10 protein-coding genes and 1 riboswitch are annotated in these 13,132 nt (G+C 51.4%); of the genes, 3 read left to right on the forward strand and 7 right to left on the reverse strand.

Features of this window, described 5'->3' with window-relative positions; all coding sequences use genetic code 11:
* Positions 1-41 precede the first annotated feature (41 nt).
* Positions 42-1,130, reverse strand: coding sequence for a hypothetical protein (locus HMPREF2625_RS08075; protein WP_246826759.1), 1,089 nt, complete (start codon positions 1,128-1,130; stop codon positions 42-44).
* 43 nt (positions 1,131-1,173) lie between these two features.
* Positions 1,174-1,929 carry a DUF6318 family protein gene (locus HMPREF2625_RS08080; protein ID WP_070523785.1) on the reverse strand — a complete coding sequence of 252 codons (756 nt, stop codon included), beginning with the start codon at positions 1,927-1,929 and terminating at the stop codon, positions 1,174-1,176.
* Positions 1,930-2,127: 198 nt separating this feature from the next.
* A riboswitch (TPP riboswitch) is annotated at positions 2,128-2,252 on the forward strand.
* A 100-nt stretch (positions 2,253-2,352) separates the two neighbouring features.
* Between HMPREF2625_RS08080 and HMPREF2625_RS08085 the strand changes: the two genes are divergently transcribed.
* Complete coding sequence (locus HMPREF2625_RS08085; protein WP_070523788.1) at positions 2,353-3,996, forward strand: bifunctional hydroxymethylpyrimidine kinase/phosphomethylpyrimidine kinase; 1,644 nt, start codon at positions 2,353-2,355, stop codon at positions 3,994-3,996.
* Between the two features lie 113 nt (positions 3,997-4,109).
* On the opposite strand, the gene HMPREF2625_RS08090 is transcribed toward HMPREF2625_RS08085, so the two are convergent.
* From HMPREF2625_RS08090 to HMPREF2625_RS08110, 5 genes are all read right to left on the reverse strand, one after another.
* A complete protein-coding gene (locus HMPREF2625_RS08090; protein ID WP_004004591.1) occupies positions 4,110-4,658 on the reverse strand; it encodes an NAD(P)H-dependent oxidoreductase in 549 nt (182 codons plus the stop codon).
* Positions 4,659-4,911: 253 nt separating this feature from the next.
* Positions 4,912-5,460 carry an NAD(P)H-dependent oxidoreductase gene (locus HMPREF2625_RS08095; protein WP_070523791.1) on the reverse strand — a complete coding sequence of 183 codons (549 nt, stop codon included), beginning with the start codon at positions 5,458-5,460 and terminating at the stop codon, positions 4,912-4,914.
* A gap of 209 nt (positions 5,461-5,669) precedes the next feature.
* Complete coding sequence (locus tag HMPREF2625_RS08100; protein WP_004004593.1) at positions 5,670-6,452, reverse strand: slipin family protein; 783 nt, start codon at positions 6,450-6,452, stop codon at positions 5,670-5,672.
* A 158-nt stretch (positions 6,453-6,610) separates the two neighbouring features.
* Positions 6,611-7,420 (reverse strand): transposase, encoded by an 810-nt coding sequence (locus HMPREF2625_RS08105; RefSeq protein WP_037230884.1) that lies wholly within the window; start codon positions 7,418-7,420, stop codon positions 6,611-6,613.
* A gap of 5 nt (positions 7,421-7,425) precedes the next feature.
* Positions 7,426-9,837 carry a nitric-oxide reductase large subunit gene (locus HMPREF2625_RS08110; protein WP_013399013.1) on the reverse strand — a complete coding sequence of 804 codons (2,412 nt, stop codon included), beginning with the start codon at positions 9,835-9,837 and terminating at the stop codon, positions 7,426-7,428.
* A gap of 459 nt (positions 9,838-10,296) precedes the next feature.
* On the opposite strand from HMPREF2625_RS08110, the gene HMPREF2625_RS08115 reads away from it, so the two are divergent.
* Positions 10,297-10,977: a lysophospholipid acyltransferase family protein gene (locus HMPREF2625_RS08115; protein WP_048752248.1), complete on the forward strand. Its 681-nt coding sequence runs from the start codon at positions 10,297-10,299 to the stop codon at positions 10,975-10,977.
* Between the two features lie 91 nt (positions 10,978-11,068).
* Positions 11,069-13,042: an excinuclease ABC subunit UvrC gene (uvrC, locus tag HMPREF2625_RS08120; protein WP_070523794.1), complete on the forward strand. Its 1,974-nt coding sequence runs from the start codon at positions 11,069-11,071 to the stop codon at positions 13,040-13,042.
* The last annotated feature ends 90 nt before the right edge of the window (positions 13,043-13,132 follow it).

The raw sequence follows: 13,132 nt of genomic DNA on the forward strand, positions 1-13,132 counted from the left end.
AAGTGTACGACGCTCGGACAGGTTATAGAATTGGTTGGGATTTATTTTTTCTTATGGAGCCGCCATTCGGTATCGCCTGCTCCCGAGTCATCGCGATGCCAATGCTGCCCTGTCACTGGGTCAGGCTGCGTTAACTTTGGATTCGGGTTATTACGATCGGGCTCATCCGGATGTTCTGGGCATCCTCGAGCACCAGGGTCTTCGCGGCAGGTTTTACCTACAGAATGCACCTCGGTATCCCACACGCGTACTAGAGTGGGATCACTGCGAACCGTAAGCGAGCCAACAATATTCCAGTCTCCACCTTTGAGACGGTACCGACCCTGATAGGTGACAGTAACGTAAGCATGATAGTTGCCGGATTCTTTGAAAGCATAGCTGGTATCGGTGGGTTTAAAGTTACGTTTACTCTTGTCCCAGACAGAGCCTTGCGCGGTTCCTGAATCCCGCGTTGTGTAAACAGGGTCGCCGGCACCGTACTCATAGGTATAGGCAACGGGAACAGCTTCTATCGTGACTTCTTCATCAAGGATAGTAGTATCACGTGCTGCTGTTTTAACACCGGTCACATAGAAGTTTGTGTTGATCCCGGTATTGACGTGGGGCTCATGCCCGTCGAAATGTAGTGCGGGTTTTGTGGTGGTAAGTTCGGCGAGTTGCTCCCGAACCTGGTGCTCTATCTTTTGGGTGCGAACTTGGGCGTTATCGGCAGTAGGTTCGTTTTCAGGTGTGTTTTGGTCTGCAGGATCGTTGGGAACGCACGTTATACCGCCGTTTCCTGACTGAACGACACCGTATTGTTTATAGTTGCCTGAATCGTCAATGGGTAGGGGAACACGGGCTACTTTACCAGGTTTCCCTTGGTAGAGACAGGGCGCATCTTTAGAAGCATTACCATTGTAGACATCGAAGGTATTTCCTACACTACTCACGGTTGCGGGAGCGTTAGAGCCTGTATCGGCGATACCTTGCTTCGCGTCAGTATCTCGATATCCATTACTTTGTTGAGGTACCGTATGAGGTTCGTTAGGCTGTTGTGAATTGCTGGAAGACGAGGTTCCCTTAACCGTGAGTTTACCTCCGTGGATATTGCCTGAATAGTCGTTTGCAGCAGAAGAAGAGTATGACACTGTACAGAAGAAAATTACTGTTATAGCGCAAAAAACGCGTTTCTTATTTGAGCTCAACTTTTTCCATCCCAGCAAATGCCCAGTGACCAGTTGATTTGAAAACGATACCGAACTCGATAGTGTTCTTATTTTGTTCGGACAAGGGATAGGTATGGGTCTTATAGTCTTCGTTATCTAAGTAGACGACATCGTTAGCGATAATATTTCCGATGATGAGGTAAACGTGATCGCTTGGCGATATCAGAGTGGACGGGTCAAAGGTGAGTTTTCTAGTACCACCAACTGCCCATCCTCCCTTTTGGTAGAGCCTATAGACATAGTTGGCAATCTCTTCCTCTTCTTTATAACCTTCAGACGTATAGTCAGCATATGGTTGTACGTCTCCAGTCTGTATAGCGTAATTCCGCAGGTCGTTCCAATACTGAATAAAGTGAAAAAGCGCCTCCGGTGTCTCAATCCCAATGTCTTCGGGCTTTTTGGGCTTGGGGACGTTCTGCGCGGGTCCTTTTTCGTCTGCAGGACGGTACTCACCTTTGGGCGCTTCAGAGCCACCAGAATAACCCTTAGTGAAGGTCGGATGTGCCTGGGCCTCAGGTGAGGCAGATTCGGTACCATGTGGGCTGGAGCTACCGTCTGTGGTGTTGGATGTTTCGGCACGAGCAGATGCCGTCTCATGTGCTTGCTCTCCGCAAGCGGTCAGGAACTCAGTAACGCAGATCCCCGATGCGAAGGCTATCAGGGCACGACGGTTGAGGACTTTTTGAGGCACACTGTTGTGCCTAAGGGCAGGAATGCTCATCAGTGAACTTTCGTGGTTGGGTGAATATACAGCAGGCCGCAGGGGAGCGCGACCCTTTTCAACAGTACTGTTACATGTAAAGAATAAGAAATATTACTTTATAAGAGTTTGAAAATTACCAAAACTTAGAGATATGTGCACGGCAATAACACATAAAGTCCGTGAACCTATTGAGCCCAACGGTATATGCTACAGTGAAAACGCGATATGGGGTGCTCCATTTTGTAACGGATACACAGCACGGCGCTGTGATCTGGAGCTGAGATATACCCATTGAACCTGCTCTAGTTAGAACTAGCGAAGGGATATCGAACCGTGGCAGAGCAGCATTAACCTTCTTTCTGAAACACCCGATTCATCATTATCTAGATAGCGTGGTGCGTTTGCAGCGATGCCACGCCCATCCCAAGGAGACTTATAGCTATGACGCTATTAAACACATCTACGCCTCGTGTGCTTTCCATTGCCGGAACCGACCCTACAGGCGGTGCTGGAATCCAAGCTGATCTCAAGTCTATTGCCGCAAGCGGTGGTTACGGTATGTGCGCCACAACCGCGCTTGTCGCACAGAATACACAAGGGGTTCGCAGCATTTTTGCTCCACCCACCGAGTTTTTACAAGAACAGCTTGCGGCAGTTTTCGACGATGTGACTGTGGATGCCGTTAAAATTGGTATGCTCGGCGATGTTGAAACTATCACTACCGTCAAGACCTGGCTTGCAGAACATCCGGTACCAGTGGTGGTACTTGATCCGGTGATGGTTGCCTCCAGCGGCGATCGCCTGATTAGTCAAGACGCCGAGCAGGCACTGCGCGAATTGGTGGCGCAGGCAAATGTTATCACTCCGAATATCGCCGAACTCGCGGTGCTCTGTGAGAGCAACCCTGCCCAGACTTTGAAGGAGGCGCATAACCAGGCGGCTCAGCTCGCGGGGAGCACTGGCACGATCGTGATTGTTAAGGGCGGTCACCTGACGGGGGAGGACGCCGGAAACTCGGCTGTTTTCCCTGATGGAACTCATACACATGTGGCCACCAATCGCGTCCAAACGAAGAATACCCACGGTACCGGGTGCTCGCTCTCATCAAGTCTTGCTACCCGCCTTGGACTTGCTCTTGTGAATGGCAATAATGAGCTGAGTGTACGAGTACTCACGAACGCGCTGGCATGGAGCACCCGGTGGCTCAACGAGGCTATTATCGCGGGTGAGGAACTGCACGTGGGCAGCGGGCAGGGTCACGGACCGGTCGATCATCAGGCACGTGCTCGCCGTTTGGAACATGCAGCCGATACGAAACCGTGGGAGCACTTATACGCTGATAAAAATCTTACGGGCGAGAGCCCCAAGAATTTGGTGAAACCTGCGCAGCGGAAATCCCCAGAGTCGAAGGTAGCCCCGGCGGGTCCGTGGACTGCCGCCCTGTGGCAAGCTACCGGTGATATTTGGCGTGACATTCTCGATTTGCCCTTTATTCGCGGGCTGGGCGACGGCACGCTTGACGAGGATTTATTCGGCTTCTATTTAGACCAAGATGCGCAGTACCTTGCCCAGTATTCTCGCGCCTTAGCTACTCTTTCGGCACGTGCCACCTCATCGCAAGGTCAGGTACATTGGGCTGCGGGTGCCCAGGCGGCAATTGTTGAGGAATCGCTTCTGCACGATGAATGGTTGGCGGCGCATCCCGCTATTCCTGCGGAGCAGGGTGGTATTCGGCGTGGTGCACCTTCGGCAGTGACAATGGGGTACACGAACTTTTTACGTGCTACTGCCGCTGGTGAGGATTATGTGGTGGGTGCAGCTGCGGCGCTTCCATGCTACTGGCTGTACCTTGAGATCGGTTACCGGCTCTTGGAGAAAACCCACGAGGAACATCCGTATAATGCCTGGATTTCGGTGTATGGCGGCGAAGAGTTTGCTGCAGATGTGCGCCGCTGCGTGGCGGTTGTTGAGGAAGCATTTGAACAGGCTTCCCCCAGTCAGCGTGTTGCCGCCGCGCAGGCATATATGAGCGCATGCCTATATGAACGTGACTTTTTCGACCAGGCTCATAGAGCGTTGCGGTAACATCCCACTGGTCGGCCCGCATACGACAACGTAAAAGGCTCTTTAGCCAAATCAAGCGTATTTTTCACCGCTTGATTTGGATAAAGAGCCTTTTAGCAGGTAGGTAAAAGGGACTATGCCCCCAGAGCCTCCAGACGCTCAATCAGGCGCTTGCCGTGATCCTCACCAATGGCGCGAGCAACAGCGGGGTTATCGGGGTCGCCAGTGGTGCCGTAGCTGTACAGTGGTTCTTCAAGAGGCATACCGGTGAACGCTGCGGTGTTCTCAAACTCGGTCAACGTAGCAGATACGTCGCGTGGCAGCATAGTGCGGTAGACATCTTCAATAGCGCCAGCGGTTGCAGAGATCAGAAGCTTCTTACCCTGCAAAGCGGTGCCGTTTTCTCCATACGCGAAGCCGTACTCGAAAACGTCGTCAATCCACTGCTTCAGCAGAGAAGAAATTGAATACCACATCACCGGGAACTGCAGAACAATGACATCTGCTTCCACAAGTGCCTTCTGCTCAGCAGGTACGTCAAACTTACCGTTTACACGCAGCTTGTCGAGCTCACGAATCTTGACGTTATCGCCGAACCGTGCCCGCACGGCATCAAGAATAGCCTTGTTAGCGTTAGAAGTCGTAAGGTCAGGGTGCCCCGAAATAATCAGGATATTAGACATAGTCATCCAATCTATTAAACATCAGAATCATGAGCTTGTGAGTGCTGATTCAAGTATAAGCTCAAGTTTGCCACCTTCGTATATTAGCACGCTATTCCCTATGTCTGCCTGTGAACATTATGCCGAATCTAATACATACTGCTAACAAGCTTTTAGTTTTCCAGAAGGTGTACGATGCACAACATTACCCATAAAATGCATGACAAATACCTAATGCGATGCCGCCGAAAAAGAAAATAGCAACCGCAATATACTAAGCCCGCAAGGATTCTAACCTGGCGATGAGTTTGGTGCCATGATTCTCACCAATAGCCCGTACCGCTGCGGCATTCCCCGGATCACTTGATGCGCCGTAGCTGAAAATAGGTTCTTCCAACTCCATACCCGTGAAAGCGGCAGTATTCCCAAAATCGGCGTATGTGGTTGTGAGCTCATACGGCAAAGCATCACGGTACATATTCTCGGGAGCTCCCGCAGTCGCAGAGATTAAGAGTTTCTTGCCGCGCAGCGCCGTGCCTTGCGAACCGTATGCGAAGCCATACTCGAAAACGTCATCAATCCATTGTTTCAACAATCCCGGCACCGAATACCAGTACACAGGGAACTGAAGCACCACGATATCTGCTTCCGCGAGTGCCTTCTGCTCGGCTGGAACATCGAATTTACCATTCACGTACAGTTTGTCGAGTTCACGCATGTTTATCGCATCGCCAAAATGGTTTTTTACGGCATCAAGAACCGTCTTATTTGCGGTGGAATCTGGCAGGTTCGGGTGACCTGAAATAACAAGAATCTTTGACATGATAAATCCAATCTGTGTGCGATAAACAGGAAAGTTAGGAATCCAATATATCGAGCCTTAAGTAGAGCTGCTAGGTTCCTTGCTTATTTTCACGATTTCTACGCCCTGAGGTGAATAGGTTAAAGAAATATCCGGAACAAGCTATATTCCCCGAGTCTGTGGGAAAGAACTGTTCCGGATATTTCTGTGATATTTATCGAAGGCTGCTGTTACTTTTCCTCGTGAGAAGCACCCTTCAAAGCCCCCATAAGCGGTCCCACAATATCCAGCGGAAGCGGGAAAACAACCGTCGAATTCTGATCAGCGCCCAACTCCAAGAGAGTCTGCAAATACCGCAACTGTAACGAAGCCGGTGAATCACTGAGAATGTCAGAAGCCTCCTTAAGTTGAGATGAAGCCTCAAGCTCACCACGTGCCGAAATGATCTTGGCGCGGCGTTCACGCTCAGCCTCAGCCTCACGAGCCATTGCGCGCTGCATGGCCTCAGGAATCTCAATATCCTTGATCTCAACCAGCTCAACTTTAATACCCCACGGGCGGGTGCGTGAATCAATAATGCTTTGCAAATCCGCATTCAAATCATCACGATGCGCCAGCAAAGTATCAAGATCCACACGCCCCAACAGCGAACGTAGTGTAGTCTGAGCGATCTGAGAAGTAGCGATCGGGTAGTTTTCGACCTCAAGTACGGCGTCTTTTGCACTAATCACACGGAAAAGTACTACCGCGTTCACGCGCGCAGGAACGTTATCTTTTGTGATAACTTCCTGCGGGGGAATGGTCAGCGTAATCACACGCATGTCCACGCGCTGCAGCGAATCGATGAGCGGAACCACCAGGTTAATACCAGGTTTCAGCTCGGAACGCAGATGACCGAAGCGGAAAGAAATACCGCGCTGATATTCAGGGATGACCCGAAGGGTACGAATAATCAGAAAAGCGACGATTACAAGAATCGGAATAACAATCGAAAGAACGGTAAGAGAATCCATCATGTCCTCTAAAAAATATGTTGGTAACGGTCAGTAGGAATGACCTGTGTAGATGCGTGCTGAGAAAAATCTAGATGCGGTGACAATACGCACCCCGATCTCTAGGTTACCAATTCATCAACGACGGTACCTTAGAAACCGGGGCGCGCATCCTCACACTAACGAGAGACTTCTTCGAGATTCTGCTCCTGAATAACCTCTGCGGTAGTTTTATGCAGACGTGGGGTAGAAGTCCCCTCGCCGCTCCACGCCGGACGATCAGGATCAATCTGCGAAGAACGCACAGGCAAAGTTGCAGCAGAGATTATCTGCTTACGAGCATCGTCGGTGCGGCGCTTACGCTCATTGCCAATACCGCCCCACTTAGCGGCAAACCTATCCATCTTAACCGCCACCGATTCATCCGCAGTAGACCCAGGAATATGTTTAGGATCTGCCACAAAGTTCTCAGGTGACTTAATGAGCTTGATAGCCAAGGGATAGGTGAGTGATAAACAAGCCACAATAACGGCGGCTTCCACCAGCAGCTCCAAGGGAGCATGCCAGGCCAGAGCCGTAGCACCCACGATAATAGGGCCGAAAAGCGCAACCGTCACGGCAAGACCGCGATGGAACTTACCCGACTCCGAGTAAGGCCACTCATCAACCTCACGCGTAAGTTCACGCCCATTAGACGAGACGGTGCAAGTGTCCTTAATAGGACAGGTATTGCACACGCTCGGCTTGGCACGGTAGCGCATCACACGATTATCCGTATCAAACGCTACCGGCCACAGCCACTGATCCTCGGGGCAAAGCCACGCATCGTTACTCTCGTGGTAGGTGAACCCGAAAGTCCGGGATGCCACGAAACGTTGGCTTGTACGCTTAGCAAGAATATCGAAGCCCCACCCGACGGCGACTAGCCCCAGCGCATAAACGCTGGATAGCCACACCATCAGGGATACTCCGGCAATTTGCTCAGGCATGATAGTCAGCCTCGACGATCGCTACGGTACGGACTTGTCTGTTCGGGAAGCTCGTCAGCAGCCTTAGCACCCGCAAACTCGGCGATGCGCTCATCATCCACCAACTCGTATAGCGGCGGCTCGGGGAGCTCCAGAACAGTTTCTTTGTTCTTCTGTGAGAAGTACGAAGTTATACCCAACCATGCGAGTTTGAGCAGCGGCATGATACCAGCCAAGAAGATCACGTCGCCCGGTAAGCGCAGCCAGTCCATAATCACAGTTGAACCATCGTGAATAAACGCGAAGGAACGGGCCTCGTAGTAGCCTTCACCCACGGACTTATACAACTGAGCGACACCCAGCGGCAGAAGCGAAATAAAGACCATCCAGATCAGCCCGATGTTCAAGGCCCAGAATGAGAACTTCAGCCCCTTCTCAGGCCATTTATTCTCAGGAATCAGGTAACGCAACGCAAACACCGCGAAGGCCAGTGCCAACATACCGTACACACCCATCATAGAGCCGTGCGCGTGGTTTGCGGTGAGTGCAGTGCCGATTTCGTAGTACGAAACAACCGGCAGGTTGATCAGGAAGCCGAAGACACCTGCACCCAAGAAGTTCCAGAAGCCTACAGCAATAAGGAACATCACAGCCCAACGATGCGGGAACGGCTTGGTGCGGTTGGAGTACTGGCGAGCACCCAACTGCATGAAGCCCCACGCCTCAACAGTCAGGAAGGTCAACGGAATAACCTCTGCTGCCGAGAAGAACGCACCGAATGCCATCTGTTCCGAAGGAGTACCAGCGAAGTAGGTGTGGTGCATAGTACCAACCACACCACCGGCGGAGTAGAGCACTGCATCCATCATGATGATGGAGATAGCGATGCGCTCGCGCACCACACCCAAGAGTACGAAGACGTAAGCGACCATCACAGTGGTGAAGAGTTCGAGGAAATCTTCAACCCACAGGTGTACCACCCAGAAGCGCCAGAACTCGGCGACTGAGAAATGGGTGCGCTGACCAGCGAGCATACCCACGGCGTAGAACATCGGAATTGCCAGACCTGAGAAGAGGAACAACCAAGGCATGGAGGTTTTCTTCCCGCTCTTGAGGCGTGAGCTAAGGGTACGCCAAACAATGACAATCCAGATGAACATACCAGCGGTGAGCAGAATCTGGAAGAAACGCGGTAGATCAAGGTACTCCCACTGTTGCGCAAAGATAGTGTTCTCGGGTATCCAGCCCTTTTGCGAGAACCATTCGTTGAGAAGCGACCCGAGCACCACAATAACCACGGCCACGAAGAGGACGACGGTGAGCAGACCTTGCTTCTTTGGCTCTTTGCGGGTAATAAGCGGGGCAATGAAGATACCACCAGCTAGGAACGCCGCAGCCGTCCAGAAGAGAGAGAGCTGTACGTGCCACGTTCGAGACACGGTGTAGGGCAGTAGCTCACCCATATTGATACCGAAGAACCCGTCTATTTCAACGCGATAGTGCTCGGTGAGAGCGCCCACCAAGGCTTGCAGGAGGAATAGAACAATAATCGTGATGAAGAAGAGTCCAGCTGCCTTCTGGGAGGGGGTGAGCTTAACTTCATCCGGCTGCCGGAAGTCAAGGACTGGGGCTTCTTCGCCGTGCCAACCGATGGTGCGCGACCAACGACCATATATGGCAAACAACAAGCCGGTACCGCCAATGAGGGCGATGAGCGATAGAGCCGACCAAACCATGAGGTCTGCAGTAGGTTTATTATCAACGTTCGGTTCTGCGGGCCAGTTATTGGTGTAGGTGTAATCCTGGTTAGGACGCTCGGCGGCCGACGCCCATGCCGTCCACCCAAAGAATGCCGTCAAATCGTGCAGTTCTTCGTCGCTCTTAATAGCGTTCGGGAAAAGACCTAAGGAAGTATCACCACGGGTAAGGGTGTCCTTGTAGTGGTCTGTCATCAAGCTGAAACCCTTGGTCTGTCCTTCGGTCCAGGTAAGGGTTTTGCTGGATTCGTCGTATTTATTCTCGTGACGCCACTCGTTTTTAACGATTTCGCGCGGTTCTTGCTTGCCTTCTGAGCGGTATTTATCAACGGCGGCATCGGTGGTCTTGCGCAGGTACTCTGCGGTGAAGTCCGGACCGATGTACGCACCGTGACCCAGAACGGAGCCGTACTGCTGCAAACCGCGGCTCTGATAGAGCTCCTGACCATGCTGAATCTGCTCAGCAGTTGCGATAACTTTACCGTCATTGCCGACGATCTTATCGGGGAGCGGCATAGAGAGCGCGTAGGTGCGCATCGCCAAGACAGCCATGATGGTAAAGCCCAAGAGCATCACAAACGCTACAGCCTGTACCCAGCCTTTTCCAGCGTAGGCACCGACTGCATCCGTGCGGCGGGTGATCTTGGCGATCTCCCCGCGCGTTACGGTTTTCTTAGCCATTTTGATGTGTCTCCAGTGTGCGTGGATTGATTTTTGTTAGTGCTCGCGGTAAGCATCCCCATAATTAGGAAACCCACAGGGGCACTTAGTTTTATTCTTGCATTACGAATACGAATTTAGAAAGTTTACAGACATGGTGTCATTATTATGAAAGAAATTACACAGGTAAAGTAAGAATAGTTCTCATGTTGTGTATTATTTGATACAATTTAGTACCTCAGTTTTATGTTTAGGTGAGGCTTACCTAAGAATTAAGCAAGATTTTTGTACTCTAATTCTGGTGGGGTGCCGTAAGAATATGCATCTGCTTGAAATAATAAGAAAGTGAAGAAAACATTCCATAGGTTTTCATAATATCTCTGCTGATTCCGAGAAAGTTAATACAAACGTCAAGCTTATAAAATCCGTATGGAATAATAAAGAACGGAGAAAACCACCAGAACCATAAGGAGTTCGGACATGCTGGCGTACAAGGCAGGGCAAAAAGTAGTAACGGGGCTACTGCGCACTGTATTCAGGGCACGGGTGACCGGGCTTGAGCATTTCCCAAAGAAGGGGCCCGTAATTGTGGCGTCTAACCATCTATCCTTCCTCGACTCCATTATTATCTCCGCTATGATGCCCCGCCGAGTAGCATTCCTCGCGAAGGCGGAGTACGTCAATACACCGGGTATTCGAGGCAAAGCCATGAAGGCTTTTTTTGAGGCCGTAGACATTATCCCCGTGAACCGCTCCGACCGTTCGGAATCCCTTAAAGCACTCGATCTAGCTCTTGAAAAACTTGAAGAGGGTAAAGTCTTCGGTATCTACCCTGAAGGTACACGATCTCGTGACGGGTTTTTATACCGCGGCAAAATTGGTGTAGCCTGGCTAGCCCATATGACTGGAGCACCAGTAGTTCCTGTGGGTCTTATCGGAACCGAACGTCTGCAGAAGCCCGGCTCAAATATGATTTACCCTCACCGGTTTACCATCCGTGTGGGGGAACCTATGCATTTTGAGAAGACCGGCGAGAAAATGACCGGTAAACAGCGCCGTCAGACCACCGACCACATCATGGATGCTATCGCTCAGCTCTCGGGCCAAGCCCGGAAGAACGAATACAACGTTTCGCCCTCCGCCGAGCGTGACGCAGGGTAGCGCCTGCCCGTCTAAAAACGAGTACACTTAACCGCGCATCCTGATTATGGATGCGTGGTTATTTTTCAGTACTACACCGTGAGGAGCGTTCGTGGCAGACCCCCAAAGCTATCGCCCTGCCTCCGGCGATATTCCAACGCATCCCGGTGTATACCGTTTTCGTGATCCCCACGGCAGAGTTATATACGTAGGTAAAGCGAAAAACCTGCGCAACCGACTGAACAGCTACTTTGTAGCCCCGGAACGTCTGAGCCCGAAAACCTACGCTATGGTGCATACTGCCGCCAGCGTGGAGTGGACGGTAGTCGGCAGCGAACTTGAATCTCTGCAGCTTGAATATACCTGGATCAAGGAATATAAACCCCGCTTTAACATAGCGTTCCGCGACGATAAATCTTATCCTTACCTTGCAGTCACAATGCGCGATAAATTCCCGCGAGCGCAGGTCATGCGCGGTGATCGTAAAAAAGGTGTGCGGTACTTTGGTCCTTATTCGCAGGTATGGGCTATTCGTGAAACTTTGGATGCGCTTCTGCGCGTATTCCCGGTGCGTACCTGCTCGGCGGGAGTCTTTAAACGTGCCGAGGCTTCGGGACGCCCGTGTCTTTTAGGGTATATCGACAAATGTGCAGCACCGTGTGTAGGGCGTGTGAGCCCCGAAGAACACCGTGAACTAGCGGATGGGTTGTGCCGTTTCATGGCAGGGGGTGCCGAAAAATTTATTACCCAGCTTACCCGACGTATGAAAAAAGCTGCAGCCGATATGGACTTCGAACGTGCAGCTGTATTACGTGACGATATTACCGCGTTAACAAAGGCATTTGAACGTAACGCCGTGGTTTTATCGGACTCTGTTGATGCTGATCTTTTCGCCTTTGCTCAGGACGAGCTAGAGGCATCGGTACAGGTGTTCTTCGTGCGCGGTGGGCGTATCCGCGGACAACGTGGCTGGATTGTTGAGAAGGTTAACGATGGTGGCGAAACCGAGCTGATAGAGCAGCTTCTCGTTCAGGTCTATGGTGAAATGGCGGCAAATATTGCTAGCGCTGCAGCTTTCGACGAAGATTCCGGGTTAGACGCTACACAACATGAGATCCCTCGACAGATTTTAGTTCCTACTATGCCGGAGAACACCCAGCAGCTTCAGGAATGGCTCTCAGGTGTGCGTGGTGCCAAAGTCGATATTGCAGTACCGCAGCGCGGCGATAAAGCGGCACTGATGAAAACGGTCGCCGAGAACGCCCAACATTCCCTGACCCTGCACAAGAGCCGTCGTGCTGGGGATATTACCACCCGTTCAGCGTCGCTTGTGGAACTCCAAGAAGCCTTAGAACTACCGGAACCGCTCATGCGCATCGAATGCTACGATATTTCCCATGTGCAAGGTACTAATGTGGTGGCCTCTATGGTGGTCTTTGAAGACGGCATGCCCACCAAAAGTGCCTACCGTAAATTCTCGATCACAGGGGGTGCTGCTCGCGACGACACCGCCAGTATGTATGACGTCATCACCAGGCGATTTAAACGTTATCTCACCGAGCAGCAGCAACGTGCGGAAACACCTTTGTCCTCGGGAGAAGTTGCAGCTGATGAGTCGGTACAAGAACCAGCTAAATTTGCGTATCCGCCGAATCTGGTCTTAGTTGATGGCGGCCCACCTCAAGTTGCAGCCGCCCAGTCCGCCTTGAGTGACCTCGGCATTGAGGATATCTACGTGGTAGGTATCGCAAAGCGCCTCGAAGAGCTGTGGTTACCCGACGATGATTTCCCAGTGATTCTGCCCCGTACCTCTGAAGCGCTATACCTTGTGCAGCGTATTCGCGATGAGGCACACCGTTTTGCTATTACGTTCCACCGCGCAAAACGAGGTAAAGCTATGGTGGCTTCTGCTTTGGACTCTGTGCCCGGATTAGGCAGTGTAAAACGTGAAGCGCTGATTAAACATTTCGGGTCGCTTGCTAAAGTACGGCGCGCTTCGGTTGAAGAACTCCAACAGGTTTCAGGCGTGGGGCCTGCGCTCGCACAAAAAGTGCATGACCACCTCAACCAAAAGGAAACTGCCTGAGGCAGCACCCCGGGTATTTATGCACAGATAGCCGTCCGCCATAAGGGGTTGTCTAGTATGATTGAGAACTAGAGACAATTCGTATCAAAG

This window comes from Rothia sp. HMSC064D08, assembly GCF_001809525.1.
GTDB lineage: Bacteria > Actinomycetota > Actinomycetes > Actinomycetales > Micrococcaceae > Rothia > Rothia dentocariosa.

Excerpts from the sequence above, each read along its gene's own strand:
- HMPREF2625_RS08095 (WP_070523791.1), bottom strand. The coding sequence starts at position 5,460 with ATGTCAAAGATTCTTGTTATTTCAGGTCACCCGAACCTGCCAGATTCC.
- HMPREF2625_RS08100 (WP_004004593.1), bottom strand. The coding sequence starts at position 6,452 with ATGGATTCTCTTACCGTTCTTTCGATTGTTATTCCGATTCTTGTAATC.
- HMPREF2625_RS08080 (WP_070523785.1), bottom strand. The coding sequence starts at position 1,929 with ATGAGCATTCCTGCCCTTAGGCACAACAGTGTGCCTCAAAAAGTCCTC.
- HMPREF2625_RS08105 (WP_037230884.1), bottom strand. The coding sequence starts at position 7,420 with ATGCCTGAGCAAATTGCCGGAGTATCCCTGATGGTGTGGCTATCCAGC.
- HMPREF2625_RS08115 (WP_048752248.1), top strand. The coding sequence starts at position 10,297 with ATGCTGGCGTACAAGGCAGGGCAAAAAGTAGTAACGGGGCTACTGCGC.
- HMPREF2625_RS08110 (WP_013399013.1), bottom strand. The coding sequence starts at position 9,837 with ATGGCTAAGAAAACCGTAACGCGCGGGGAGATCGCCAAGATCACCCGC.
- HMPREF2625_RS08090 (WP_004004591.1), bottom strand. The coding sequence starts at position 4,658 with ATGTCTAATATCCTGATTATTTCGGGGCACCCTGACCTTACGACTTCT.
- HMPREF2625_RS08085 (WP_070523788.1), top strand. The coding sequence starts at position 2,353 with ATGACGCTATTAAACACATCTACGCCTCGTGTGCTTTCCATTGCCGGA.